The sequence below is a fragment of the Vibrio sp. 10N.247.310.98 genome, from assembly GCF_041467395.1.
Taxonomy (GTDB): domain Bacteria; phylum Pseudomonadota; class Gammaproteobacteria; order Enterobacterales; family Vibrionaceae; genus Vibrio; species Vibrio crassostreae_C.
The window spans coordinates 18,178-45,155 of record NZ_JBFSUL010000011.1 but is presented as its reverse complement, the minus strand read 5'-3'; the positions used below and the strand labels follow the sequence as shown (position 1 = coordinate 45,155).

At 44.4% G+C, this 26,978-nt stretch carries 19 protein-coding genes; 10 read left to right on the top strand and 9 right to left on the bottom strand.

The genetic code is table 11. From position 1 onward, the window contains the following. Positions 1–205: 205 nt before the first annotated feature. Positions 206–3,283: a ribonuclease E gene (rne, locus tag AB6E78_RS06750; protein ID WP_372132905.1), complete on the top strand. Its 3,078-nt coding sequence runs from the start codon at positions 206–208 to the stop codon at positions 3,281–3,283. 258 nt (positions 3,284–3,541) lie between these two features. Next, positions 3,542–5,089: a SulP family inorganic anion transporter gene (locus AB6E78_RS06745; RefSeq protein WP_017063477.1), complete on the top strand. Its 1,548-nt coding sequence runs from the start codon at positions 3,542–3,544 to the stop codon at positions 5,087–5,089. 114 nt (positions 5,090–5,203) lie between these two features. On the opposite strand, the gene AB6E78_RS06740 is transcribed toward AB6E78_RS06745, so the two are convergent. After that, positions 5,204–5,653, bottom strand: coding sequence for a low molecular weight protein-tyrosine-phosphatase (locus AB6E78_RS06740; RefSeq protein ID WP_372073701.1), 450 nt, complete (start codon positions 5,651–5,653; stop codon positions 5,204–5,206). A gap of 84 nt (positions 5,654–5,737) precedes the next feature. Here AB6E78_RS06740 and cobO point away from each other — a divergent pair, with 84 nt between their 5' ends. Further along, positions 5,738–6,343 (top strand): cob(I)yrinic acid a,c-diamide adenosyltransferase, encoded by a 606-nt coding sequence (gene cobO / locus AB6E78_RS06735; RefSeq protein WP_017062158.1) that lies wholly within the window; start codon positions 5,738–5,740, stop codon positions 6,341–6,343. Between the two features lie 221 nt (positions 6,344–6,564). On the opposite strand, the gene AB6E78_RS06730 is transcribed toward cobO, so the two are convergent. The 3 genes from AB6E78_RS06730 to apbC form a co-directional block, all read right to left on the bottom strand. Further along, complete coding sequence (locus tag AB6E78_RS06730; protein ID WP_102398545.1) at positions 6,565–8,691, bottom strand: AsmA family protein; 2,127 nt, start codon at positions 8,689–8,691, stop codon at positions 6,565–6,567. Between the two features lie 106 nt (positions 8,692–8,797). Beyond that, positions 8,798–9,439 carry a uridine kinase gene (gene udk / locus AB6E78_RS06725; protein WP_004734002.1) on the bottom strand — a complete coding sequence of 214 codons (642 nt, stop codon included), beginning with the start codon at positions 9,437–9,439 and terminating at the stop codon, positions 8,798–8,800. 257 nt (positions 9,440–9,696) lie between these two features. After that, on the bottom strand, positions 9,697–10,773 hold the full coding sequence (apbC, locus tag AB6E78_RS06720) for an iron-sulfur cluster carrier protein ApbC (RefSeq protein ID WP_372074414.1): 1,077 nt from the start codon (positions 10,771–10,773) through the stop codon (positions 9,697–9,699). 157 nt (positions 10,774–10,930) lie between these two features. On the opposite strand from apbC, the gene metG reads away from it, so the two are divergent. Together metG and AB6E78_RS06710 are read left to right on the top strand one after the other, a co-directional pair. Continuing rightward, complete coding sequence (gene metG, locus AB6E78_RS06715; protein WP_048617880.1) at positions 10,931–12,991, top strand: methionine--tRNA ligase; 2,061 nt, start codon at positions 10,931–10,933, stop codon at positions 12,989–12,991. A 221-nt stretch (positions 12,992–13,212) separates the two neighbouring features. Continuing rightward, on the top strand, positions 13,213–13,692 hold the full coding sequence (locus tag AB6E78_RS06710) for a DUF1456 family protein (protein ID WP_016783812.1): 480 nt from the start codon (positions 13,213–13,215) through the stop codon (positions 13,690–13,692). A gap of 194 nt (positions 13,693–13,886) precedes the next feature. Here AB6E78_RS06710 and fadR read toward each other — a convergent pair whose 3' ends face one another. Further along, the gene (gene fadR / locus AB6E78_RS06705) at positions 13,887–14,726 is read right to left on the bottom strand and encodes a fatty acid metabolism transcriptional regulator FadR (RefSeq protein WP_017062161.1); all 840 of its coding nucleotides are present in this window, start codon (positions 14,724–14,726) and stop codon (positions 13,887–13,889) included. A 640-nt stretch (positions 14,727–15,366) separates the two neighbouring features. Between fadR and nhaB the strand changes: the two genes are divergently transcribed. Then, complete coding sequence (nhaB, locus tag AB6E78_RS06700; protein ID WP_102332510.1) at positions 15,367–16,959, top strand: Na(+)/H(+) antiporter NhaB; 1,593 nt, start codon at positions 15,367–15,369, stop codon at positions 16,957–16,959. Between the two features lie 147 nt (positions 16,960–17,106). Beyond that, positions 17,107–17,622, top strand: a complete 516-nt coding sequence (gene dsbB, locus AB6E78_RS06695) for a disulfide bond formation protein DsbB (protein WP_029235613.1) — start codon at positions 17,107–17,109, stop codon at positions 17,620–17,622. A 121-nt stretch (positions 17,623–17,743) separates the two neighbouring features. Here dsbB and AB6E78_RS06690 read toward each other — a convergent pair whose 3' ends face one another. After that, positions 17,744–18,364, bottom strand: coding sequence for a YecA family protein (locus AB6E78_RS06690; RefSeq protein ID WP_017062164.1), 621 nt, complete (start codon positions 18,362–18,364; stop codon positions 17,744–17,746). Between the two features lie 175 nt (positions 18,365–18,539). Between AB6E78_RS06690 and dusC the strand changes: the two genes are divergently transcribed. Next, positions 18,540–19,496: a tRNA dihydrouridine(16) synthase DusC gene (gene dusC / locus AB6E78_RS06685; protein WP_017069187.1), complete on the top strand. Its 957-nt coding sequence runs from the start codon at positions 18,540–18,542 to the stop codon at positions 19,494–19,496. A 162-nt stretch (positions 19,497–19,658) separates the two neighbouring features. On the opposite strand, the gene AB6E78_RS06680 is transcribed toward dusC, so the two are convergent. The 3 genes from AB6E78_RS06680 to yfbV all read right to left on the bottom strand — a co-directional run bounded on the left by AB6E78_RS06680 (position 19,659) and on the right by yfbV (position 23,097). Next, the gene (locus AB6E78_RS06680; RefSeq protein WP_017069188.1) at positions 19,659–21,125 is read right to left on the bottom strand and encodes a sensor domain-containing diguanylate cyclase; all 1,467 of its coding nucleotides are present in this window, start codon (positions 21,123–21,125) and stop codon (positions 19,659–19,661) included. Positions 21,126–21,376: 251 nt separating this feature from the next. Then, positions 21,377–22,342, bottom strand: coding sequence for an ABC transporter substrate-binding protein (locus tag AB6E78_RS06675; protein ID WP_017062167.1), 966 nt, complete (start codon positions 22,340–22,342; stop codon positions 21,377–21,379). Between the two features lie 302 nt (positions 22,343–22,644). Beyond that, a complete protein-coding gene (gene yfbV / locus AB6E78_RS06670; protein WP_017062168.1) occupies positions 22,645–23,097 on the bottom strand; it encodes a terminus macrodomain insulation protein YfbV in 453 nt (150 codons plus the stop codon). Positions 23,098–23,438: 341 nt separating this feature from the next. On the opposite strand from yfbV, the gene AB6E78_RS06665 reads away from it, so the two are divergent. Both AB6E78_RS06665 and pta read left to right on the top strand, forming a co-directional pair. After that, positions 23,439–24,635: an acetate kinase gene (locus AB6E78_RS06665; RefSeq protein ID WP_017062169.1), complete on the top strand. Its 1,197-nt coding sequence runs from the start codon at positions 23,439–23,441 to the stop codon at positions 24,633–24,635. Between the two features lie 147 nt (positions 24,636–24,782). After that, entirely contained in the window at positions 24,783–26,948 is a 2,166-nt protein-coding gene (gene pta, locus AB6E78_RS06660) for a phosphate acetyltransferase (RefSeq protein WP_017062170.1), read from the top strand. Positions 26,949–26,978: the final 30 nt, after the last annotated feature.

Sequence of the window (26,978 nt, the reverse complement as noted above, 5' to 3'; positions counted from 1 at the left end):
GCTCTACTCACGTACACTCATGTTGAGTATTCACCGCCACATCGCGGATCATAGGCTAACTCCCTATGATGACTGACGTGCCCCAGAGCATCCCTCTCCAGCCGGGAGGCTGCACCGATAAAGCCATGGGATCTGGCACCATGAGAAACGAAATAAAGCGATAAGAACAATGATGAAAATAAGAAAAGACAATGAGAACTTCTAAATGAAAAGAATGTTAATTAACGCAACTCAAAAAGAAGAGTTGCGTGTCGCTTTGGTTGATGGCCAACGACTGTTCGATCTAGATATCGAAAGTCCAGGTCACGAGTCAAAGAAAGCGAATATCTACAAAGGACGTATTACCCGTATTGAACCAAGCCTAGAAGCGGCATTCGTTGATTACGGCGCAGAACGTCACGGTTTCCTCCCTCTTAAAGAAATTGCCCGCGAATACTTCCCTGAAGGTTATACATACCAAGGCCGTCCTAGCATTAAAGAAGTGCTAAAAGAAGGCCAAGAAGTAATCGTACAAGTAGAGAAAGAAGAACGTGGTAGCAAAGGTGCTGCACTGACAACTTTCATCTCTTTGGCTGGTAGTTACTTAGTTCTTATGCCTAATAACCCTCGTGCTGGCGGTATTTCTCGTCGTATCGAAGGTGATGAACGCACTCAACTGAAAGCAGCATTAAGCACTCTTGAGCTTCCTCAAGGTATGGGCTTAATCGTGCGTACAGCGGGTGTTGGCAAAAGCGCAGAAGAGCTAGAGTGGGACCTGAATGTTCTATTGAACCATTGGGGCGCTATCAAGCAAGCTTCTGATTCAAATGCAGCTCCTTTCCTAATTCACCAAGAGAGTAACGTTATTGTTCGCGCAATTCGTGACTACCTACGTCGTGATATTGGCGAGATTCTAATCGACAGCAATACTATTTTTGAACGTGCACAAGCGCACATTCAATTAATACGCCCAGATTTCATGAATCGCGTTAAGAAATACGATGGTGAAGTGCCACTATTCAGCCATTACCAGATTGAAAGCCAGATCGAATCTGCTTTCCAACGTGAAGTTCGTCTTCCATCTGGTGGTTCTATCGTAATCGACCCAACAGAAGCACTGACTTCTATCGATATCAACTCTGCTCGTGCAACAAAGGGCGGCGATATTGAAGAAACAGCACTTAACACTAACCTAGAAGCTGCCGATGAAATTGCACGTCAATTACGTCTACGTGACCTAGGTGGTCTTGTTGTAATCGACTTTATCGATATGACCCCGGTTCGCCACCAACGCGAAGTAGAAAGCCGTCTACGTGATGCCGTTCGTTTAGATCGCGCACGTGTTCAGATTGGTCGTATTTCTCGCTTTGGTCTTCTAGAGATGTCTCGTCAACGTTTGAGCCCATCACTAGCAGAAGCAAGCCACCACATTTGTCCTCGTTGTACAGGTACTGGTGTTGTTCGTGATAACGAATCTCTAGCACTTTCTGTTCTACGTTTGATTGAAGAAGAAGCTCTAAAAGACAACACAGCACAAGTACTTGCTGTTGTGCCTGTTCCAATCGCTTCTTACCTTCTGAACGAAAAACGTCGCTCAGTAAACCACATCGAGAAGAACCAAGAAGTTAAGATCACTGTTGTTCCTAACTCAGACATGGAAACGCCGCATTTTGAGGTTATCCGTGTTCGTGAAGGTGAAGAGTTCGATCTACTATCTTACTTGCTGCCTAACAAGCTAGAAGCTCTAAAAGAAGCGGAAAGCAAAGAGCCTGCTGAACAGACTATTCGTCCTAAGAAGATCGAAGAACCTGCTCTGAAAGGCTTCGCAGCTCCTGCTCAATCAGCACCAACTCCTGCTCCAGCACCTAAAGCTGTAGAAGAGAAGAAAGCTGAACCAGCAGCGACTCAAGAACCAGGCCTAATTGGTCGTTTCTTCAAAGCTATCGGTAGCTTCTTATTTGGCTCTTCAACTCAAGAAGAGAAAAAAGAAGAAGAGAAGAAAGAAGAAGAAAAACCTAAAAACAATCGTAACAACGGCAACCGTCAACGCCGTGATCGTAACGATAACCGTCGTCGTAACCAACGTGGTGAGCGTGGCGAACAGCGTAACGACCGTGGTGAACGTGGTGACAATCGTAACGAAAACCGTGACAACAAACGCCGCCGTAAGCCAGCTCGTGATGAGAAGCCTGAAGAGCAAAAAGAAGCAGCTCCACAGCAAACTCGTCAGCCTCGCAAGCCTAAGCAAGACCGTCGCAACAAGCCACGTGATGAGCAGAAGCAACGCGAAGAGCAAGCACCATCTAAATTAGCAGAAGAAGGTCTACAGCTAGCAGCAGAAGCACAAGCTGGTAAACCGGAAGCGCCTAAGGCTAAACCTGAAGCGAAAGCAGCTAAGATTAAAGAGCGTCGTCAGCGTCGTAAACTGAACAAGCAAGTTCGTGTTAAAGACCAACAAGCTCAAGCTGAAGATAACGCTTCAAAAGAGCAGGTTGCTGCTAAAGAACTATCTGTTTCAAAAGAACAGTCAGTAGCTCAAGAGCAAAAAGTTGCGGAACAAGTAGAAGCAACTCAAGCGAATGCAGAGCAAACTGAACAGGAAGAGCCGAAACAACGTCGTAACCGTCGTTCTCCACGTCACCTACGTGCAAGTGGTCAACGTCGTCGTCGCGGTCGTGATCGTCGCCCTAACCCATTCCGCCTACGTAAAGGTGGTGTAGCTTCTCCAGAGATGGCTATGGGTAAAGTGATGCCTCGCTTCATTCCAAAACCTCACCACAAGCAGGCAAAGCCTGAAGTGGCTGAAGTTCAAGTAGCAGCTGAAGCTCAAACATCTGTTCAAGAGCAGAATGTTGCTCTAGAGACGGCACCACAAAGCAACGTAGCAATGACTGGCGGCTTCGCATGTCCAGAGCTTGCAATGGGTAAAGTTATCATCCGTCGTGAAGATGCTGCTGTTGAAGCTCAAGTAGCTGAGACTCCTGCTGTAGTTGAAGCTCCTGCAGTCGTTGAAGAAGCACCAGTGGTTGCAGAAGCGACGAAAGTTGAAGCGCCTAAAGCTGAAAGTGCAAAAGTTGAAGAAGCACCTGTTGTTAAAGCAGAAGCTCCTAAAGCGGCACCAAAGGCAGCTGTTGCTAAGAAGCAAGCCGGTTCACCAATGACTAAAGCTCCTGGTCCTCAAGAGATCAAAGAGATTGAAGTGATTGCAGCTCCGTTCCGCACTGAACGTTTTGTATCGAAAGGTGCAGGCAGTCAGGCAGCGTCGAACAAAGCTGGCGCGGCGATGACTAAGCCAAACTACTAGTGATTACTGATAGGTAATCGCGAGTAAATAGAATCAAAGGCTGCTTATTAAAGCAGCCTTTTTCATATCTACTAATCGAATAAAAATTAACAGATATATTACTCAAAGTTAGGTTCAACCTTGAACTTAATCACATTTTTGGGTAGCATTCGCGCACTTATCTTTTCGACACTTCGCTATTGCCGCTCTTTTCCATCACTGTTTGGCTACGCAATACACCCGTGTCGGTAAATCCATCTTAAGCATAGCTGAGCAAACATGTTCGAATTCCCACAATTTTCAAAGCACTCTGTAAAGAATGACGTGCTTTCAGGTCTTACAGTAGCCCTGGCTCTGGTACCTGAAGCTGTAGCATTCGCCTTTGTTGCTGGCGTTGACCCAATGGTTGGTCTTTATGCAGCATTCATCGTAGGTTTAATCACTTCTGTCTTTGGCGGCCGTCCAGGTATGATTTCTGGCGCAACCGGCGCAATGGCCGTTGTAATGGTGAGCCTAGTGGCAACCCATGGTGTTCAATACCTATTCGCAGCCGTTATGCTGGCTGGCCTTCTGCAAATTGCAGCAGGTGTATTTAAACTAGGTAAATTTATCCGTATCGTTCCACACCCAGTAATGATTGGTTTCGTGAACGGTTTGGCCATTGTTATCTTCCTAGCTCAGCTTGGTCAGTTTAAAGCGCCAGACGTAACAGGTGCATTAACTTGGCTACCAAGCGGTCAAATGACACTCATGCTGGGTTTAGTAGCCCTTACAATGGCTATCATCCACTTCCTACCTAAGCTAACAACAGCGGTACCATCTTCACTGGTTGCTATTGTTACAGTAACGGCTTTGGTTGTCGGTCTTGACCTTGAAACTCGAACTGTTGTCGACTTCCTACGTACAATGTCTGGTGACGAAGCTGCAACGCTAGCGGGTTCTCTACCAACGTTCTCTATTCCTGCTGTTCCGTTTTCTTTTGAGACACTACAGATCATCCTACCGTACGCAATTATCCTTGCGGCTATCGGCCTGATCGAGTCTCTACTGACACTGACAGTACTAGATGAAATGACAAACACTCGTGGTCAATCTAACCGTGAATGTGTTGGTCAAGGTATGGCTAACGTAACGTGTTCTGTATTCGGTGCGATGGGTGGTTGTGCGATGATCGGTCAATCGATGATCAACGTAAACTCAGGTGGTCGTGGTCGTCTTTCAGGTATCGTCGCCGCAGTTGCACTACTGATGTTCATCCTGTTCGGTTCTGCACTGATTGAAATGATTCCTCTAGCAGCACTTGTGGGCGTAATGTTCATGGTTGTTATCGGCACATTTGAATGGGCAACCTTCAAGCTTGCGCGTCGCGTTCCTAAACAAGACTTCTTCGTTATCGTTCTTGTTACCGTAGTAACAGTACTGACTGATCTTGCTGTGGCAGTAGGTGTTGGTGTTGTCGCTTCTGCGCTAATGTTTGCTTGGCAACATGCTAAACACATCTACGCAGATACATCAGTAAACGCTGAAGGCTCAAAAGAGTACAAAGTTAACGGCCCAATCTTCTTTGGTTCAACGGCTAACTTCCTAGAGTTGTTTGACGCATACAACGATCCACAAGATGTAATCGTTGATTTCGCAAACTCACGCGTGACTGACCACTCTGCAATTGAAGCGATCGACACGATTGCTGACCGTTACGCGGCGCTAGGTAAAACACTTCACCTTCGCCACCTAAGCCAAGACTGTGTTGCTATGCTGCACAAAGCAGGTAGCTTAGTTGAAGCGAACGTTGCAGAAGACCCAATCTACAAAGTAATGTCTAAGTAATCTTAGCTGTAGCTTTAAGTTAGATTTAGAGAGGCCGACATTCAATGTCGGCCTTTTTTATACCTATCGGTCAGCCCTTACGCTGATAACAAAACGACGTACATTGTTCCTACACTACATCGAACGCAGTATCGCTTCGCTAGACTCTTCGATTAAATCCAACACCAATTCAAAACCATTTCCCTCACCATAATACGGATCGGGGATCTCTTGATATTGTGACTCTCCAAAACTCAAAAATAATGCGAGCTTGTATTGGAGGTGAACTGGGCATTGGCTCATTAAGTCGTCTAAATTCGCCCTATCGGCCGCGAGTATCAGGTCAAATTCTTCGAAGTCATTATCTACCACTTTACGAGAATTAATCCCCTTAAAGCTGTAGCCTCGCTTCTCTCCTGCAGATTTGGATCGCGAGTCTGGCGGGTTGCCTTGATGAAAACCAATCGTCCCCGCAGAGTCGACCACAACATCAATATCCAGCTGTTGCGCTTTCTTCCTTAGCACCGCTTCACCTGTTGGCGAGCGGCAAATATTCCCCATACAAACTACGAGTATCTTTTTCATCCCTAATCACCTGTTCTTCCGATGGTTTTTGCTATCGTTAAGTTAGGCTATGATAGACGCAATCACAACTTAAAAGGATTTGTTATGTCGACTGAAGACAACAAAGAACAACGCCACAAAGCAAGACAACAGAAAGTAAAAGAACAAGTCGATGCACGTGTCGCTGCAGCACAAGAAGTAAAAGGCCTATTGCTGGTCATCACGGGTAACGGTAAAGGTAAATCAACATCCGGTTTTGGTACGATTACACGTGCAGTTGGTCATGGTAAGAAATGCGCCGTTGCTCAGTTTGTTAAAGGTACCTGGGATAACGGCGAAAAAAACGTTCTGCAAAAGCTTGATGTCGAGTTCCAAGTCATGGGCACAGGCTTTACTTGGGAAACTCAGAACAAAGCGCAAGATATTGAAGCTGCGCAGCGTGTATGGAAAGAGTGCCAACGCATGCTGGCTGATGAGTCGATCGATGTGATTCTGTTTGATGAACTGACTTACATGGTTAGCTACGGTTACATCGAACTCGATGAAGTGGTTGAGGCGTTGAATAACCGCCCGAAGATGCAGTCTGTCATCATTACAGGTCGTGGCGCGCACCGTACTCTTACTGAGATAGCAGATACAGTATCTGAAGTTCGCAATGTGAAACACGCTTTTGAATCTGGTGTTAAAGCGCTACAAGGCGTTGACTGGTAATCACCTTCAACCAGAGATCCCCGACTCGGTCATTCTTCCCTCTCGAGGATGACGACCACTAGGCCGTTACGCTCTTGAACAAAGGACGACGGCCTATCGTCATTCCCTAGAGCGAGGGACGAGTGTCATAGGGAATCTCTCGAAAGTATTATAAGCACCCAAACAAAAGCGCCATTCCTACAGTAGGAATGGCGCTTCTTTTATATACGAGTTAAAAACGTTTAGTTAAAGAAACCTTTCAATAAACCATCAACTGCTTCTTTAGTTTTCTCGTCTTTGATCTTGTCCGTTAGCTTGTTCACACCACGGTCAATTTCTTTCTGTGCTTTCTGTTTCAATACGTCATCAAAAACAAGTGCAAATTTCGGGGCTGCCCACTGACCAGTTACCTTAATTGGGATAGTCACATCTTTCAGGTCGTCGATGCTCTTACCGCCCTGACCTTCAAGTGAACCCACAATTGATGTACGCACAAGGAAGTCGACCGTTTCATTGATGAAGTTTGCTTTACCTTGACCTGTCACACGTAACAGTGGCGACTGTGCTGATAAGTCGTTAGTTGAAACCCAACCTTTATCCACTTTCAGCGTCGCTTTCATTGCACTGAAGTCCGTTTTTTGAGCTTCATTTGTGCTTTCAACTTTCTCGCCCTTGATCTTAGCGTAGTTTTCTCGAATCAGTTGAGCTACGTTGATGCCGTTAACTGCACCATCTTCAAAGTTAATCGCGATAGTACCGACTAGGTTTTTCTTGATACCCGTCGGAGTTAGACTCTTACCTTTCACGTTGACATCAATATTACCGGTACCTTCCAGCATATCGTTATCTGCAACATCAACCAGTAACGGTTGTACTTTCACGCCTTTGATTTTCTTCTTAGCCGTGTAAGTCGCTGGTGTTTTACGAGCGTCTAACTTTGCAGTAGCAGAAATAGAACCTTGGTAAAGATTCGAGGTGAATGAGGTTAGCTCTGCGATACCACGGTTAACCGAAAATGCGGTTTTAACATTCTGCATCTTCGCGTTGTTCGCCTTGAACTTATCAATCGTGATGTCACCTTTCACGTCTAACGTTTTCAGAGCCGACAGATCAGGTTCCACTTCTTTAGCTGGATCTGAACTACCAGAACTTGACGTTGAACCACCAGCAGAACCAGAAGGCGCTGTGCTCGCTGTTTCTGTTGTATTGCCTAAGCCTAAGAATTCATCTAAATCAATATTCGGGCTATGAAGAGAGAAACGAACCTTTGGTATTTCAGATAGGATTACGTCTGCTTTACCGTCTAATGCAATAGCGTTAGCTTGTAGCTTCTCTAACACAAAGCTCAGGTGGCTCTTGTTAAGATCGAAGCTTAAGTCAGACAGCATGTCGACTTTCATTGGAGACTGAGGAAGCGTGTCGCCTTTGAATGTTGAGTCTAACGTTAACTTGTTCAGCGTTACTTTTGAAATCGCGCTATCAACAGTAAGTTCACCGCCACCTTTAAGATCAAGGTCAAGGCCAGCTGCATTACCGATTACAGCGTAAGTCAGTTGGTTTACCTTATCGAACTCAAACGTATTCAAGCCAATTTTTGCTGACTCAATCGACGTCGCTGGATCATTGAACTTAGCGTTTAAGTCGATATTACGAAGTGCGTAACTTGCAAAGCCTTCAGCTAATTTGAATTCTGCACTGCCTTGTGCAGAGAACTTCTGTTGATTGTTCTCACCAGAAGCCGCAAATGTCGCGGTTGTCCATGTATCAACGGCAAACTCAGAAAGATTCAAAGACACATCGTATAGCTTAGTGAATGAACCCGCTTGCTTGTCGTCCATTTCAAACAATGCGTTTGATACAGTTACGCCTGCAAGGTTGATCGTCCAACCCGATGCGTCTGTGGTAGTTTGCTCTTGAGGGGCAGGCGCTGATTCAGAACTTGTGCCTGCTGCAGGCTCAGATTCTTGAGGCGCTGACGCTTGCGTTAGTGCATCAATGTTCTTGCGACCATCTTTAAGCGTTTCTAAATAGAATTCTGCACCATCTAGAGTAATGTTGCCGATCTCTAGTTGGTTGCTAAATAGCGGAGTAACCGAAACGTCAACGCCAACGGTATCAACCTTAAATAGGTTAGGTTGCGTAAAACCTTCAGGGTTGCGTAATTCAGTTTGACCAAGTTCAAAGCCAATGGATGGGAAGAATTGCCAGCTGATATCACCCTCGATCACTAGCTCTAGGCCTGTGTGTTTTTGGGCTTGTTCGACAATTAATGGCTTAAATTGGTTGGGATTCACTAACAGCACTAGTGCCAGAATTGCTGCAACGACAACAAACACTGGTACAGCTATGAAAATGAGTAGTTTCTTCATCCGCATATTCCTTGCTTAGATTCCAAAAGAAAGTGGCACTATAAAAGTGCCACTGATTCGGTAAAAAATAAAGCTAAGTGAGTCACTTAGGCAAAATTTTATTCGATTAAGACTTCAACAACTTCGCAATGTGCGCTTTTAGCACATCAATCGCAATACGGTTTTTACCACCACGAGGAACGATGATGTCTGCATGTTGTTTTGAAGGCTCGATAAACTGCATGAACATTGGACGTACTGTTTCTTGGTATTGCTTAAGTACAGTGTCCATTGTACGACCACGCTCTTCTACATCACGCTTAACACGGCGTAATAGACAGATGTCTAATGGTGTATCCATAAACACACTTGCGTGCATTAGTTTACGAAGACGCGGGTCTGTTAGAAGCAGAATACCCTCTAAAATGATCACTTTCTTTGGAGTAAGTGTAGTCGTTTCAGAAGTACGTGTGTGCTCTGTGTAGCTGTATTCAGGAACTTCTACGGCGTTGCCACTCATTAGCTGCTGTAGATGTTCACATAAAAGATCATGATCTAGTGCATTTGGGTGATCGTAGTTAGTTTTAACACGCTCTTCCATACTCAAGTGGCTTTGGTCGCTGTAATAGCAATCTTCCGTGATAACACCAATTTGATGGTCGCCTACTTTTTCGCGCAATTCATTATAAATTGTACTAGCAATCAGACTTTTTCCTGAAGCTGAAGCGCCAGCGATACCTACGATGACACATTGATTATTATCAGACATTAATTTTGCACCCGATATGGTTTGGTGGTGGGAAGAGATAAACCGCCTGATTATAGGGGCTAAAGCACATAGATTCTAGTCGCCATTTTAGCTAATTGCAGTCAAATTGATGATATCAATGCATTTAATGAATGCAATCGTTTGCTTTCAAATAACTTGCCTACAACTATTTGCACAACCCCAATGGCTATCAGCCTAAATCCAACCGCTATTTATCTAATCCAACATGATTAACACAACTTTTTGATTATCTTTCGCTATTCAACCAAAGAAAAGTTAATCGCTTCTGGTCTCGCCTTGCCGGTCCAGAACATCTTCGCAGCCACATTCTCTGCAAGCTCTAAGTAGTGACGTGTATGTTCACTATCTGGACGACGAATCACCGTCGGGCAACCTGCATCGATATCTTCTCGCACATCAATATGAAGAGGGATCTGTGCCAAAATATCGAGGTAAAACTCTTCTGACATAGCTTCGGCACCACCAGCACCAAAGATATGCTCTTTCTCACCACAGTGACTACATATATGGTAGCTCATGTTTTCAACTAAGCCTGCTACAGGCACACTCACTTTATCGAACATCGCAACACCTTTACGTGCGTCTGCTAATGCTAGATCTTGAGGAGTAGTCACAACCACCGCACCGGTTACCGGAATTTGTTGAGATAGAGTTAATTGGATATCACCCGTGCCCGGTGGCATATCGATAACCAGGTAATCCAGCTCTGGCCATACCGTTTCATTCACAAGCTGACCTAGCGCTTTTGCCGCCATCGGACCACGCCAAATCGCAGCGTCATCCTTCGATACAAGGTAACCAATTGAATGCGTGAAAATGCCGTGTGCTTCGATTGGCATCATCCACTTGTTATTCTGGACTTCTGGTTTCGCATCTAATTGGCCAAGCATCATAGGTACAGAAGGACCATAGATATCCGCATCCAACAAACCCACTTTTGAACCAGACTTAGATAAAGCCAAAGCAAGGTTGACTGAAGTGGTCGATTTACCCACCCCACCCTTTGCAGATGTCACGGCGATGATGTTCTTCACCCCCTTCAATGGTGTCGCAACCGTGGTTTCTAACGCAGACGGCTTCACCTTCACTTCAAACTGAAAAGCGCTAACAAGCTGTTGTTCAATCTGAGAGTGAATCCACTGTTCCAATTCAACCGCAAGCTGATTAGCGGCAAAAGGTAAGGTGATAATAAATGATCCACGCGGATCAACCGATACAATATTTTGGTGTAGCGCCCACTCTGGGATGAGGATTGGTGACTCGAACTCATTCAACCATGAACAGAAATCTTGCTTAGAAGTAAAGTTACGCATTGGGACTCCTTTTTTTATTTATGCTATCACCCACGAGATGAAGACTGAACCCCTAAAAAACTAGGGGAATCCTTAGTCTGATACCTTGGCGTATCACACGTTATAAAGTAGTATTACCTCTCAAATTTATACCTATCAAAAAAGCGAATTATTAAGTATGGCAACTGATCCAAGACAACTTTTGGTAACTTGTGCGCTTCCGTACGCTAACGGCTCTATTCACCTTGGCCATATGCTTGAGCATATCCAAGCTGATATCTGGGTTCGATACCAGCGTCTACGTGGCAACACTGTAAACTTCATCTGTGCTGACGATGCTCACGGCACGCCAATTATGCTTAAAGCTCAACAGATGGGTATCACGCCAGAAGAGATGATCGCTGCTGTTAGTGAAGAGCACCAAAAAGACTTCGCTGGCTTTGATATCAGCTTTGATAACTACCACAGCACACACAGCGACGAGAACCGTGAACTGGCTTCTCACATCTACCTAGAACTTAAAAAGAACGGCTTCATTTCTAGCCGTACTATTTCTCAGCTTTTCGACCCTGAGAAAGAGATGTTCCTACCAGACCGCTTCGTAAAAGGTACTTGCCCTAAGTGTAAGTCAGAAGACCAGTACGGTGATAACTGTGATAACTGTGGTGAGACATACAGCCCAACTGAGCTAATTAACCCTAAATCAGCGGTTTCTGGCGCAACTCCAGTAATGAAAGACTCTGAGCACTTCTTCTTCGACCTACCTCAGTTCGAAAGCATGCTTAAAGAGTGGACTCGTTCAGGCTCTCTACAGAATGAAACTGCAAACAAAATGCAGGAATGGTTTGAGTCTGGTCTGCAACAGTGGGATATCTCACGTGATGCACCTTACTTCGGCTTTGAAATCCCAGGCGAAAAAGACAAGTTCTTCTACGTATGGCTAGACGCACCTGTTGGCTACATGGCTTCTTTCAAGAACCTATGTGACAAACGTGACGATCTAAACTTCGATGAATACTGGAAGAAAGACAGCACAACTGAGCTTTACCACTTCATCGGTAAAGACATTGTTTACTTCCACAGCCTATTCTGGCCAGCAATGCTAGACGGCGCAGGTTTCCGTAAGCCAAACAACGTATTCGTACACGGCTACGTAACAGTGAACGGTGCGAAGATGTCTAAGTCGAAAGGCACATTCATCAAAGCAAGCACGTACCTAAACCACCTAGACCCTGAGTGTCTACGTTACTACTACGCTGCGAAACTAAACAGCCGCATCGATGACTTAGATCTTAACCTTGAAGACTTCACTCAACGTGTAAACGCTGACGTAGTAAACAAGATTGTTAACCTAGCTTCTCGTAACGCTGGCTTCATTACTAAGCGTTTTGAAGGCAAGCTAGCTGCTGAATTTGCAGAGCCTGAGCTATACAACGAATTCGTTGCTGCTGCTGAGCGTATCGGTGAGCTATACGAAACTCGTGAATTCAGCCGTGCTATCCGTGAAATCACTGCACTAGCGGATAAAGCTAACCAGTACATCGACGAAAAAGCACCTTGGGTTCTTGCTAAAGAAGAAGGCAAAGAAGCTGAGCTTCAACAAGTTTCTTCTGTAGGTATTAACCTATTCCGCGTACTGATGGCTTACCTGAAACCAGTGATGCCAGAGCTTGCAGCTCGCACTGAAGCTTTCCTAAACGAAGAGCTAACGTGGGAAGCGATTGCTACTCCGCTAACTGATCACGAGATCACTAAGTTCAAAGCGCTATTCAACCGCATTGACCCTAAGAAAGTGGAAGCAATGGTTGAGTCTTCTAAAGAAGATGCAGCCGCTGAAGCAGCAGCGAAAGAAAAAGCAGAAGCTGAAAAAGAGCAAGCAAGCCAAACTGAGCTAGACAAAGAGCCAATCGCAGACGAGATTGAGTTCGATGCCTTTGCAGCAGTAGACATGCGTATCGCTCGTATCATCTCTTGTGAAGAAGTACCAAAAGCGAACAAACTACTGAAGTTCCAACTGGACATCGGTGGTGAGACTCGCCAAGTATTCTCTGGCATCAAATCAGCATACAAACCTGAAGAGCTAGAAGGCAAGCTAACTGTAATGGTAGCAAACCTAAAACCTCGTAAGATGAAGTTTGGTATGTCTGAAGGCATGATCCTAGCAGCGGGTCCTGGCGGCAGCGACCTATGGATCCTTGAGCCACACGAAGGTGCTCAACCTGGTATGCGTGTAATGTAATTCTGGCTCCTGTCAGATAACAAGCACTCATCACTAAATCCCTAATGCATTTTTGACTTGAAAGAGTTAATCAGCATTGGGGATTTTTTATATCTACCGAAAATTAACGTTCTCTGTTAGAGTCGCCGTCAACTATGCTATGTAGAGTAGAAATTGGTTCGTCGACAAAAATAGGCTAAACCAACACCTCTTTACTCTAAAACCCTTTTTAGGAATCCCCAGTGACTAACAACGAAATCTTGCGTCGTATTCAACACGCACTAAACCTTAAAAATGCACAAATCATCAAAGCTATCGAACAAGCTGATGTGACTGTTGCTCATGACCAAGTGATTAACTGGCTAAAAGATGACAACGACAAGTCATGCTCTAAGATGAAAGATAAAGAGTTAGCGGTATTCTTAAATGGTTTCATCAACCTTAAGCGTGGCAAAAAAGAAGGCGAGCAACCTAAACCTGAAGTTGCACTGACGAACAACATGATCTTCATGAAGCTTCGTATCGCATTGAACATGAAAGCAGAAGATGTTTTGGACGTACTAGAAGTGGTTGGCATTAGCTTGAGCAAGTACGAAATCGGCGCTTACTTCCGCAAGCCAGAAAACAAAAACTACAAAGTGTGTGAAGACCAACTACTTTGCGATTTTCTAAACGGTGTGCAATTTACCAACCGTCCAGACTCAGAAGAGTTTACGGGTTAAGTTACTACTCCTAGATAAATTTTAAGTTGCTACACATAGATAAATTACTCGTCATAGGTAAGTAACTGACCCACTGATAATTTTCTAGTAACGACAGATAAATAAAAAGCGGCGAGATAATTGAATTATCTCGCCGCTTTTTCGTTTTCTTTACGTCACTGACTAAACAGGAACAACAATAGTAAACCTATGGCTTAGCTGTCGTCTTCAGTGAAGTTCGTCGGCAATGTCGTTTTCATTTCATTCCAAACTTGTGCACTTGCGATACCGTAGTTACGAATCACTAATGGCAAAGTTTCGCGCTCGCCACTTTCACAGATAATGAACAACTCTTTATAAAAGTCCATCGCTAAACGTCGTGCTTCTGGGTTAGAGAAGTAGTAGCTACCGATACGGTCATAAAGTTTACGCACACCGTTAAAGATCAGGCCGTAAATCTGGTTGCCTGAGTGGAATGCCAAACGTTGGAAAAGCATGTAATCATAGAAGTTGAAAGTCTTCGCGATTAAGATCGTCTGACGTTTCGCTTCATCTTTTTCTGAATCTTCTTTTACCGCTTGTTTGATCTTGTCAGCGTATGGCGACGATTCTAGGAACTCATCCCAAGTTGGTGCCGCAAGTAGCGCTTCACAAGATTCAATCACGTTACTGATAGTACGCTCTGAAGCTTCTTTGTTTGCTTTGAATGCATAACGCATAAAGATCGGGCTGATATTAGTACGAGCAGCAAGCAGGTCTTCTACCATTTTGCTTGCGTTATCAACGTCCAACGTCATTAGCGTATCAAGGATATGAAGACCTGAGGTTTCCATAAACTGGTTAACTTTAGTTGGTTTGCCATGTTGGATTGTCAACCAACCATCACGAGCAAGACGTTGTAGTACTTCACGAAGCGTAGTACGTGTAACACCAATCAGCTCAGAAAGCTCACGCTCTGCGGGCAAGATAGAACCTGGAGGGAAACGGCCATTCCAAATACTTTCAATGATATACTTCTCTGCAAATCCTGCCGGGCTCTTCGCCTTAATGACCATCTACACTTCAATCCAATTTAATTATTCTGTTCTAATTTACTCATCATACCACTAGTTCACACCTAGCGGAAACACCCTCAAAAATTTTACTCACCCTAAACACCGTTAGAGTTATAACTCTAAAGTTCAGCACACGTTTGCACCTCAGGTTTGTAAAGCAAGCGACTCTAAACCACCATTTAAACAAACCGTTAACACAACAATTTTTCTTTAAAATCAATGTGATTGGTCATATTTTTAAAGCTATTAATTTGCAATATTAAGTTGTAATAATAATATATAAGCCGTCGTTATTCTGTAATTTTCAATCATTTCGCTGAAATATTGATTCTAGTCGGTTTTTATCACATTTTAAGTGGTATGCTTGCGCTACTTTGATCGCGTTTCTCAACAAAAAAGAGGTATTTTTAGGGCTACAGGGCTTTTCCTGTTGACTAAATGTTATCTAAGAGTAAAGTTGCGCTCAAAAATAAGCAGTGCTTGAGTTTCTAAGGGAGTGACTTGGCAAGACCACAGAACATTACATGGAATGTAGTTTTTCTAAGTCACTGTTAGTCATAGTTTTTAACAATTTCTATAGCTCGATTCTCAAAATGTTGTATTGCTTGTCTATTCATAATCAACATAAAAGAGTATTAACATGCCGATGTCTCTCGGAAACGCTTTTATCAAGAACTTCCTTGGTAAAGCTCCTGATTGGTATAAACTTGCCATCATTTCCTTTTTAATCATCAACCCGTTTGTTTTCTTCCTAGTTGACCCATTTGTTGCGGGCTGGCTATTGGTGGTTGAGTTTATTTTCACTCTAGCTATGGCTCTCAAATGCTACCCACTTCAACCGGGTGGTCTATTAGCTATTCAAGCAGTCGCCATTGGCATGACCAAACCAGAAATGGTTTATCACGAGCTGCAAGCAAACCTTCCTGTATTACTCTTGCTCGTATTCATGGTTGCTGGCATTTACTTCATGAAAGAACTGCTTTTGTTCATTTTCACGAAGATCTTGCTTGGCATCCAATCTAAAATTTTACTCTCCGTTGCCTTCTGTGTTGCTGCCGCTTTCTTATCAGCATTCCTAGATGCACTAACAGTAATCGCCGTAGTTATTAGCGTTGCGGTCGGCTTCTACTCTATCTACCACAAGGTTGCATCAGGCAAGGGCACAACGTCTTCGCACGATCATACTCATGATGAAGAGATCTCAGAGCTAACTCGTGATGACCTAGAAAACTACCGTGCTTTCCTACGTTCACTGCTAATGCACGCTGGTGTGGGTACAGCACTGGGTGGTGTAATGACCATGGTAGGTGAACCACAAAACTTGGTAATTGCTAAGCAAGCAGGTTGGGAGTTCGGTGAATTTATCATCCGTATGCTGCCAGTAACACTACCTGTTTTCTTCTGCGGTATTTTAACTTGTGCACTTGTCGAGAAATTCAAAGTGTTTGGTTACGGTGCTCAACTACCAATGAATGTTCGCCAAATCTTAGTTGAGTTTGACAACAAAGAACGTGCAAACCGCACAAAGCAAGACGTAGCAAAACTATGGGTTCAAAGTGCAATCGCAGTTTGGCTTATCGTCGGCCTTGCACTTCACGTTGCTGAAGTAGGTTTGATTGGCCTGTCTGTGATCATCTTAGCTACAGCATTTACGGGTGTTATTGAAGAACACTCTATGGGTAAAGCCTTTGAAGAAGCGCTGCCATTTACTGCACTTCTTGCCGTTTTCTTCGCTGTTGTTGCTGTGATCATCGACCAAGCTCTATTTAAGCCAGTAATCGATGCTGTACTTCACGTTGAAGATAAAGGCGCACAGCTCGCACTCTTCTATGTTGCCAACGGTATCTTGTCGATGGTTTCAGATAACGTATTCGTAGGTACGGTTTACATCAACGAAGTGAAAACTGCACTGGTTGAAGGCATTATCACTCGTGACCAGTTTGACCTACTTGCTGTTGCTATCAACACTGGTACTAACCTACCTTCTGTTGCTACACCAAATGGCCAAGCTGCATTCCTATTCCTATTAACATCAGCACTTGCTCCGTTAATTCGATTGTCTTACGGTCGCATGGTTATCATGGCGCTGCCATACACCATCGTATTGGCACTGGTTGGCCTAGCAGGCATTGTGTTCATCGTAGAGCCAATGACAGCATGGTTCTACGATGCTGGTTGGATCATTCAACGCACTGGTGAAGTCGTCGCTCCAGTTATCTCTGGTGGTCACTAAGCTAAACACTGTGTCGCAAACCACAATAACTATAACTAACTAATCAAAAATATTAGTTGATTAGGAAACTTATCCAAGATAAAAAGCTCTGAGTAATCAGGGCTTTTTTATTTTATAGACAGGATTCAATTCGTGAACTTTTTAGCAATGATCAAAGACTTCTCTAAGGGACGTTTATCTTGGCTTTTACTGTTGGCTTTTATTGTCTTTTTTGAAGCGTGCGCTCTCTTCTTCCAACACGTGATGATGCTTGGTCCTTGCGTGATGTGTATCTATGAGCGCGTTGCTATGCTCGCTATCGGTGTTGCCGCCATGATTGGTGCGATTGCCCCGAATAACCCAATATCACGCTGGTTAGGCCTTGCTAGCTGGGGATTTGGCGCATACAAAGGTTTGATGCTTGCTTTAGAGCACGTCGATTACCAGTTCAATCCGTCCCCTTTCGCAACCTGCGACTTATTCGTAACCTTCCCTAGCTGGGCGCCTTTAAACCAATGGGCTCCGTGGATGTTTGAGGCTTACGGCGATTGCAGCAAGGTTGTGTGGCAGTTCTTCGATCTTTCTATGCCTCAGTGGCTAGTAATTATCTTTGCAGGTAACTTGGTTGCTTTCGGTATTGTGGTTATTTCTCAATTTGTGAAGTCGAAAAAAGACTTGCAGTAAGCCGTTGACACTTGGACAACAAAAAAGTCGACCACGAGGTCGACTTTTTTATTACTTAAGCTTTTGAACATATTAAGAGAGTCTGTTATTCACACAAACTAAGTTACTCAACAAGCCGTGATTAGCTGCTTTTACCGCAGCATTGTTTAAACTTCTTGCCGCTTTCACAAGGGCAAAGGTCGTTTCGACCAATGTCTTTAAACGGGTTCACGCTCTGGGACTTATTGCCCAACATAGCTTCATCCGCTGCCATTGCCACTTCTGAGATCATCAGATCGACTTGACCCACTAAATCGGCAAGCGATGGTGGGTTAGTAAGCCCTGCAGCGATCATTTGTTGTTGAGTTTGCTCTTCATCAATCGCAAGCATCAAGGTGGTTAAGAGCGCTTGCAACATGCGCAGAGTACCATCCGCGACTGTCACGCTCTGCCACTGCTCTTCCACTGTTGGCCAAACCATCATGAAGCCTTCAGAAAAATCAGCGAACTGTTCGTTAAAGTCACCTTCAGCCAGTACGTCTGTTAATAGGTATTCATTACGCTGAATCAGGTTGTGCTGGCGATTAATCTGTTCTGTCACCGTTGTTACCAGCTCTTTACCCGCTTCAGGCGCAACGATAACCAGCCACTCTTCTGGATCGAGTGGTTTGGTCGCTAAGTTAGAGGCAAGGATTGCACCTTCCATAAACTGCGGAGTAATGTCAGTGATTGATTCTGGTAGGCTTAATAATTGATATGTCATGAAAGCTCTGGATATTGGGCATTTTCGATATTATAACGCCATCCTCCCAAAGATGTCGCTATTAAGAGACGAAACCATCATTAAGACATGCACCACACTCATAGTGACAATTCTGTAAGCACACCGTACAATCACGCCTCGAATTATTCGGTTCATTCAGTTTTGGTAAAGCAACATGCGCGTAATACTTGGCCCTATGGAGGGCGTTCTAGACCACCTAATGCGTGAAATTCTCACAGAGATTAATGATTACGATCTCTGTGTGACAGAGTTTGTGCGCGTCGTAGATCAACTTCTTCCCCCGCATGTGTTCCACCGTATTTGCCCTGAGCTACATCAAGGCTCTCAGACCATGGCTGGTGTGCCAATCCATCTCCAACTTCTAGGGCAACACCCAAATTGGATGGCCGAGAATGCTTTTCAAGCTGCTAGCTTAGGCGCGAAAGGGATCGATCTTAATTTTGGTTGCCCAGCAAAAGCGGTCAACAAAAGTAATGGTGGCGCTTCATTGCTAAAAGAGCCAGAGCTCATCTATCAAGTGGTGAACGCCTGTCGAGAAGCGGTACCGGCACACATTCCTGTGTCCGCAAAGATTCGATTAGGTTGGGAGCATCCGGAAGAGTGCTTTGAAATCGTCGATGCCATCGAACAAGCCAAAGCTGACGAACTCACCGTGCATGCAAGAACCAAAGTTGGCGGCTATAAAGCCAGCGAAATCAAATGGGACTTCATCAATCAAATAAGAGAAAAAACATCTCTGCCGTTGATTGCTAATGGGGAGATCTGGAACTATCAAGATGGTCAAGATTGCATAGAAGCAACAGGCGTCGATTCATTAATGGTCTGCCGTGGTGCTTTCAATATTCCAAACCTTGGTAACGTCGTTAAGCACAACCACCAGAAAATGCCGTGGGATAAAGTCATTGAACTTTTGCTGCGCTATTCAGAGTTTCAAATTAAAGGGGACAAAGGCATGTACTACCCCAATAGAGTGAAGCAGTGGTTTGTTTATCTAAGTAAAGGCTACCCTGAAGCGAACGAACTGTTTAAAGAAATTCGTACTTTCAAAAAGGCGCCACCGATTGTAGAACGCCTTCAGCGTTATCAAGAAGAACGCCGCCAACCTGTTTAAGATTATGTTTAGGGTTAAATACCCAACGCTACAAACGTGTTTACCGGTGCAAATAAGCTTTGCTTGGTAGACACGTTCGCTCTTCCCTCTTTCATTTTCATTTTCATTTTCATTTTCATTTTCATTTTCATTTTCATACAAAGCATCGATTCAATAACGTGGTTAAAATTTAAGACGGTCTTTACCCGTCGTCTTAGCCACGTACAGCTTTTCATCGGCGTACTTAAATATCTCATCGAAGTTAAGTTTACTTTGCTCAGTTTCAACAATGCAGACACCGCCAGACACCGTAAATCCATTTGGAATAATGTCGGCTGAAGTGGAACAAATCGCATTCTTCACTCGCTCTAATGTTCTCATCAAAGTTTCACGATCTTCGCCTTTCATATAAACGACAAACTCTTCACCGCCAAACCGTGCTGCAACGTCACTGCTTCGAATACTGTTGCTGATCTGACGCGACATATAACGAATCACATCATCCCCCTTATCGTGGCCGTAGGTGTCGTTAATTGACTTAAAATCATCAATATCGAAGACGGTTAATGCAAACAGTTGATCGTGCTCTACACTGCGCCAGAACGCTTCTAAGCCACGACGATTCAATAACCCTGTCATAGGGTCTTTGGCTGCGAGATCTTTGAAGTAACCACGTTCAATATTGGAATTGACGTAGAAGAAGATGGTTACTGAGAACAGATACACAATGATGGCAACAATAAGGCTGTCTTTCTCGTAGACGAAAAAGTGCTCAACCTCTTTCGCGATGTCTAATTTGTAATACATCGCATGGTGAGACGAGACACCATCCAGTTTGATCTCGTGATAAAACGCCGCAGAATCTACCGGAGTCGCTAAAGTGGTATCAATGATATCGATCCGACCTGCAAGATGCTCATTCGAGTTTGCGAGCAGCTTGTCAGCATTAATATCCACCGACAGCATCCCTTGGTGAACGCCTTTATGGAATACAGGGATCGTCATACTGATTATACGGTCAAGGGAATCAAAACGATAACCAGGGCCTGAAAGGGTGAGTTGGTCAGGGTTGTTGGCTGTTTTCTGCCAATAAGGACGACTCTTTATGGTCGAGAGTAACTCTTTGCTCAGCCCTTTGGCAAAACCTTCAGGTGAAGAGATCACATAGCCGCTCGTATCAATAAAGTGCACGCCGGCATGGTATTCATCAAGCTGGGATAAAAATGAAAGAATAGGAGCTAACGCTATTTTTTCTGACGCGCTCTTATAACTATCACTGCTTTCAGAACAAAGAGACTCTTGACCAATTAGCATATAGTCGATATCGACAGAGGGAATGTCTGAGGTTTTACCGTCGGCAAGTAGCAATACATCAATAGGCCAGATTTGGCAAAGACCATCCACAACATGTTTGTTGTGATCAAGAAAGAGAGGGTTTCCTGATTTATAATAGTTGGAGAAGCTGTAGTCTAGGGCTGTCGCCACTTTTGTGGTTCTTTTGAACACATCTTCAATACGATGAAACTCACTACTGATATCTTTTTCTACCGCGTCAAAATGATTCTTTCCTATTAGGCCAAGTAACATCGCGGCGATCACAGCGGGAAACCCGAAAACAAAGGTTAGGCTAAAGTGCCTATTTACTTTCATATAATGTGCTCTTAGCGTTCAGCTATTTTCATTTTCCCCATTAATATTATTACATTAATCGGCAATTCGCTCGACGTAAAATAATGTAAATTGATATTAACGACACACCTAACGGTCAAATAACCGCTTACAAATGAATAAAATAGAGAAGCGCCAACATATAGAGCAGGTGAGTTTGTTATCTGAGCCCATTTCAATGCTGTTAATAATATGACTTATGGCCTATTAGCTCACCTAACACCAAACTCAATTCACCGGCTAATGACCGCACGCTCAATCACAGATTGAGGCACTGTCACGCCAAGCTCACGAGCAGCATCTAGGTTGACCACCAGCTGAGAGCTCTGCGCAGTTTTGACACTCAACTTCCCGGGCTTCTGTCCTTCCAAAATGGCTGCGACATAATCCGCGGTCTGAACCCCAACATCATAATAATCTAGACCTAAACCAGCAATCGCTCCCTTTCCGACATAAGATGTGGCGCCTGCGACGACTGGCGTATCTGCATGGTTAGCCGCTTTGATAAGACCCTCCATGCCGCTTGCAACCGTATTATCGGTCAAGGCATAGATAACATCGGACTTCTTAGCAATGGATTCTGCTTTTGCTTCGACATCGTCAACAGTCAGCGCTTTTTCGGTGTGAAGTGTATAACCGAAATCTCGAGTTGCCTTTCTCAATAACCCAACTAACGCAACGGCATTTGCTTCTGCTGGGTTGTAAACTACACCGATTGAATTAGCTTCAGGGAGCAGTTCTTTGATTAATGACACATGCTGAGTGATCGGAGATAAGTCAGAAAGCCCCGTGACATTACGCCCCGGCTTTTCTAATTGTTTAACGAGCCTAGCGCCGATAGGATCCGTAACCGCGGTAAACACGATAGGAATCGAGCGAGTCGCCGACACTAAGGCTTGTGAAGTCGGTGTCGCGATACCAACAAGTACATGTGGATTTTCACTGACGAGCTCTCTGGCAATCTTGGCTGCCTGAGCCGGGTTACCATTCGCCATTTCATAGGAGAATTCTAAGTTCTTACCGGGTTCATAACCATTGGCTCTCAATCCTTCAAGAAGCCCTAAACGTGTCGCATTCAGATCTGGATGGTCAACAACTTGTGAAACCGACACTTTGGCAACGTTTGCCATTGCATTGCCAGTCCATAGCAACATCAAGCAACTTAAAACCGCTGCCAATACCTTTCTTACAGAACTCATTATCGCTCCCTGAATCAAGCTCTACCCGTCATTACTCGCTCAAAGAGAACAACATCAAAATCACTATTGACATTATTACCAGTAACCATTGATAACTTGAAGTGATATTTAACAAAAATACAACAAGGCTCGAGTTATGTGAGAAAGGTTATATTGACTTCGGAGGAAGGTAAGAAACCAAGTGAATAAGGACAGGTAAGCTAAACGGAAAGTAAGCGAGGTAACAAAAAGAGGAGCAAATCTGAGAACAAGCTATAGAAGATGAATAGTTGTTCTCAGACAAGAGGGAGAGCTGGGATTCTTTAGAACCAACGCTCCATTGAGGATTTATCTAACTGACGAAAGGCACGATTTAAAATGATTGCCAATTCTTTATAGCGAGGGCGCGGCTTCATAGGCTCTAACGCAAAACCCGTTTCAGTGATCTTTTCATGCAGTTCGCGGTACCACGATACTAGCGCCGGCGGAAGTTGTGTATTTGAGCGATTGCCCAACCACCACATACCTTGTAGCGGCAAGCTGATCGCAAACAAAGCCATAACCACAGCCTGTGGCATCGCTTGGTAATTATTAAAGACCATTTGTGTAAGAACACTGATAGCGGCAATCGCAGGCATCACTTTCACGCCAAAACGGGTCGCTTTAATAATGCGTTGTTCTGGGAAGATCGCGTTTAACTCTTTTCGGACGGGCCAGAGATCCATGTACTTTTGGCCATCTTTTAAACTACTAGCTAAACCAACTCTATTGCTCATATGAGTCTCCCATTAAAAAAAAGTTGAAATCATCAACTAAAAACACAAAAATTTGACGAAAAATAATATTCTTTCAAATTTTTTTGTTATATTTGCACAATATCGCTATTATTTGCAGACCTCAATCTCATTGTTGCCCTTATTTACAATTTAAGCAACTTTGAGAAGACTTCTGCAAGGAATGCACAAGCCTCTTTTTGATAAAGAGCGCTTTCACTTTATACGGAAATTAACGTTTTTTTGACCAAGGTTAGTACGCAAGCCTATGTGCTTCGACTATTCTTGAGATTAATTTTCATCCTTAACTGATTTCGATCAGAAAAATAAACAGGTAGTCATTAATGTCTAAGCTAGTTTTAGTTTTAAACTGTGGTAGTTCTTCTCTTAAATTCGCTGTTGTTGATGCAGAAACAGGTGCAGAGCACCTAACTGGTCTTGCTGAGTGTCTAGGTCTTCCAGAAGCTCGTATGAAGTGGAAACTTGATGGCAAGCATGAAGCACAACTAGGCGCGGGCGCAGCTCACGTAGAAGCACTATCTTTCATGGTAGAAACTATTCTTGCTTCTAAGCCTGAGCTTAAAGCTAACCTTGGCGCTATCGGTCACCGTATCGTACACGGTGGCGAGCAGTTCACTTCTTCTGCACTTATCACTGATGAAGTTCTTAAGGGTATTCAAGACGCTGCGACTTTCGCACCTCTTCACAACCCTGCTCACCTTATCGGTATCGAAGCGGCTCAACAGAACTTCCCTGGTCTACAAAACGTTGCTGTTTTTGACACTGCGTTCCACCAAACAATGCCTTCTGAGTCTTACCTATACGCTCTACCGTACAACCTGTACAAAGAGCACGGCATCCGTCGTTACGGCATGCACGGTACTTCTCACCTATTCATCACTCGTGAAGTTGCAGGCCTACTAAACAAGCCAGTTGAAGAAGTTAACATCATCAACTGTCACCTAGGTAACGGCGCTTCTGTATGTGCAATCAAGAACGGTAAATCTGTAGACACTTCTATGGGTCTTACTCCTCTTGAAGGTCTTGTAATGGGTACTCGTTGTGGTGACCTAGACCCTGCAATCATCTTCCACCTACACGACGCACTTGGTTACTCTGTTGAAGAAATCAACAACATGCTAACTAAAGAGTCTGGTCTTGCTGGTCTAACTGAAGTGACTTCTGACTGTCGTTTCGTTGAAGACAACTACGGTGAGAAAGAAGAAGCAACTCGTGCAATGGACGTGTTCTGTCACCGTCTAGCTAAGTACGTAGCTGGTTACACTGCAACTCTAGAAGGTCGTCTAGACGCAATCACTTTCACTGGCGGCATCGGCGAGAACTCAGGCCCAATCCGTGAAATGGTTCTTAACCGCCTAGGCATCTTCGGTATCGAAGTTGACGGTGAAGCTAACCTTAAAGCTCGTTTCGGCGGCGAAGGTACTATCACTACAGCTAACAGCCGTATCCCTGCAATGGTTATCTCTACTAACGAAGAGCTAGTAATTGCTGAAGACACTGCGAAACTAGCAGGTCTTTAATTGATTTTCCTGACTAGCTTCATTCGAAGCTAGTCAGTTTTTCATATCAAGAAAATGGGGCTCAACTTCTATTCCTACCCCAATTTAAATATCGGTGGGAATAGCAGTTGAGCTTTTTTTATTTCCAATAGTCAAAGGTGTTCGTCAATGTCACGTACTATTATGCTTATCCCTACAAGCGCTGGTGTTGGTCTTACTAGTGTTAGCATGGGTGTTCTTCGCGCTATGGAGCGTAAGGGCGTAAGTGTTTCTTTCTACAAGCCAATCGCTCAGCCTCGCAGCGGTGGTAACCAACCAGATCTAACGTCTACTATCATCAGCGCAAACAGCGACATTAAGATTGGTGAGCCAATCGCAATGACTAAAGCTGAAGCTTTGATCGGTAGCGAAAAAATGGACGAACTTCTTGAGTCTGTTGTTGAGCAATACAACAAGATCAACAAAGACGCAGAAGTTACGCTAATCGAAGGTCTAGTACCTACTCGTAAGCACCCATTTGCTAACCAAGTGAACGCGGAAATCGCAAAAACACTTGGCGCGGAGATCGTATTCGTTGCGACTCCTGGTACTGACAACCCTACGCAGCTTAAAGAGCGTATAGAAGTAGCATGTTCTAACTTCGGCGGTACTAAGAACAAAAACATCAAAGGCGTAATCATCAACAAGCTTAACGCTCCTGTTGATGAGGCTGGCCGTACTCGCCCTGACCTATCTGAAATCTTTGATGATGCAGACAGCGCTCAGCAAGCGAACCTTGAAGTAATGCAAATCTTCAACTCTAGCCCTATCCGTGTTCTTGGCTGCGTGCCATGGAGCATCGATCTAATCGCAACTCGTGCGGTTGATATGGCTAAGCACCTTAACGCTGAAATCGTTAACGAAGGTGAAATCTCAACTCGTCGTATTAAGAGCATCACTTTCTGTGCACGTTCTCTACCGCACATGATTGAGCACTTCAAACCAGGCTCACTGCTAGTAACTTCTGCAGACCGTCCTGACGTTATCGTTGCTGCGGCTCTTGCTGCGAAAAACGGTGTTGAGATTGGCGCAATCCTGCTTACTGGCGGTTACGACATTCCAGAAAGCATTGCTAACCTTTGTGCACCAGCATTCGCTTCAGGTCTACCGATCTTCAAGGCTCAAGGTAACACTTGGCAGACATCTCTAAACCTACAGAGCTTCAACCTAGAAGTTCCTGCAGACGATAAAGAGCGTATCGAGTTCGTTAACGATCACGTTGCAAGCCACATTGATGGCCCTTGGATTGATTCTCTATCTGAAGGTACTCAAGGCATCCGTCGTCTAAGCCCACCAGCATTCCGTTACCAGCTAACTGAATTTGCTCGTAAAGCGGCTAAGCGCATCGTTCTTCCTGAAGGTGATGAGCCACGTACAGTTAAAGCTGCGGCTATCTGTGCTGAGCGCGGTATCGCAACGTGTGTACTTCTAGGTAACCCTGAAGAAATCCGTCGCGTTGCAGCGCAGCAAGGTGTTGAGCTTGGCGCTGGCGTTGAGATCATCGATTCTGCATCAGTTCGCGAAAACTACGTAGCTCGTCTAGTAGAACTTCGTGGCGCTAAAGGTATGACTGAAGTTGTTGCTCGTGAGAAGCTAGAAGATTCAGTATTCCTAGGTACTATGATGCTTGAAGCTGGCGAAGTTGACGGCCTAGTTTCTGGTGCTGTTCACACAACGGCGAACACTATCGTTCCTCCGTTCCAGATCATCAAGACTGCTCCTGATGCTTCTATCGTATCTTCGATCTTCTTCATGCTTCTGCCTGATCAAGTTCTTGTATACGGTGACTGTGCGATCAACCCAGATCCAACAGCTGAACAGCTTGCTGAAATCGCTATCCAATCTGCAGATTCTGCTGCGGCATTCGGTATCGACCCACGCGTTGCTATGATCTCTTACTCTACTGGTGAATCTGGTAAGGGTGCAGACGTAGATAAAGTACGTGAAGCAACGAAACTTGCTCAAGAGAAGCGTCCTGATCTAGTGATCGACGGTCCTCTACAATACGATGCTGCTATCATGGAAAACGTTGCTGCTTCTAAAGCACCGAACTCTCCAGTAGCTGGTAAAGCGACTGTATTCGTATTCCCAGACCTAAACACGGGTAACACGACTTACAAAGCGGTACAACGTTCAGCAGATCTAGTATCTATCGGTCCAATGCTTCAAGGTATGCGCAAGCCAGTAAATGACTTGTCTCGTGGCGCTCTAGTAGACGACATCGTTTACACAGTAGCTCTAACGGCTATCCAAGCAGACCAAGCTGCACAAGCTGAAGAAAAAGTAGTTAACTAATTTTCTTTTTCAGAAAGCAAAAACCCTAGA

Excerpts from the sequence above, each read along its gene's own strand:
- dusC (WP_017069187.1), top strand. The coding sequence starts at position 18,540 with ATGCGCGTAATACTTGGCCCTATGGAGGGCGTTCTAGACCACCTAATG.
- apbC (WP_372074414.1), bottom strand. The coding sequence starts at position 10,773 with ATGCGTAACTTTACTTCTAAGCAAGATTTCTGTTCATGGTTGAATGAG.
- metG (WP_048617880.1), top strand. The coding sequence starts at position 10,931 with ATGGCAACTGATCCAAGACAACTTTTGGTAACTTGTGCGCTTCCGTAC.
- pta (WP_017062170.1), top strand. The coding sequence starts at position 24,783 with ATGTCACGTACTATTATGCTTATCCCTACAAGCGCTGGTGTTGGTCTT.
- dsbB (WP_029235613.1), top strand. The coding sequence starts at position 17,107 with ATGATCAAAGACTTCTCTAAGGGACGTTTATCTTGGCTTTTACTGTTG.
- cobO (WP_017062158.1), top strand. The coding sequence starts at position 5,738 with ATGTCGACTGAAGACAACAAAGAACAACGCCACAAAGCAAGACAACAG.
- AB6E78_RS06730 (WP_102398545.1), bottom strand. The coding sequence starts at position 8,691 with ATGAAGAAACTACTCATTTTCATAGCTGTACCAGTGTTTGTTGTCGTT.
- AB6E78_RS06745 (WP_017063477.1), top strand. The coding sequence starts at position 3,542 with ATGTTCGAATTCCCACAATTTTCAAAGCACTCTGTAAAGAATGACGTG.
- nhaB (WP_102332510.1), top strand. The coding sequence starts at position 15,367 with ATGCCGATGTCTCTCGGAAACGCTTTTATCAAGAACTTCCTTGGTAAA.
- AB6E78_RS06680 (WP_017069188.1), bottom strand. The coding sequence starts at position 21,125 with ATGAAAGTAAATAGGCACTTTAGCCTAACCTTTGTTTTCGGGTTTCCC.
- AB6E78_RS06740 (WP_372073701.1), bottom strand. The coding sequence starts at position 5,653 with ATGAAAAAGATACTCGTAGTTTGTATGGGGAATATTTGCCGCTCGCCA.
- rne (WP_372132905.1), top strand. The coding sequence starts at position 206 with ATGAAAAGAATGTTAATTAACGCAACTCAAAAAGAAGAGTTGCGTGTC.
- fadR (WP_017062161.1), bottom strand. The coding sequence starts at position 14,726 with ATGGTCATTAAGGCGAAGAGCCCGGCAGGATTTGCAGAGAAGTATATC.
- AB6E78_RS06675 (WP_017062167.1), bottom strand. The coding sequence starts at position 22,342 with ATGAGTTCTGTAAGAAAGGTATTGGCAGCGGTTTTAAGTTGCTTGATG.
- udk (WP_004734002.1), bottom strand. The coding sequence starts at position 9,439 with ATGTCTGATAATAATCAATGTGTCATCGTAGGTATCGCTGGCGCTTCA.
- yfbV (WP_017062168.1), bottom strand. The coding sequence starts at position 23,097 with ATGAGCAATAGAGTTGGTTTAGCTAGTAGTTTAAAAGATGGCCAAAAG.
- AB6E78_RS06690 (WP_017062164.1), bottom strand. The coding sequence starts at position 18,364 with ATGACATATCAATTATTAAGCCTACCAGAATCAATCACTGACATTACT.
- AB6E78_RS06665 (WP_017062169.1), top strand. The coding sequence starts at position 23,439 with ATGTCTAAGCTAGTTTTAGTTTTAAACTGTGGTAGTTCTTCTCTTAAA.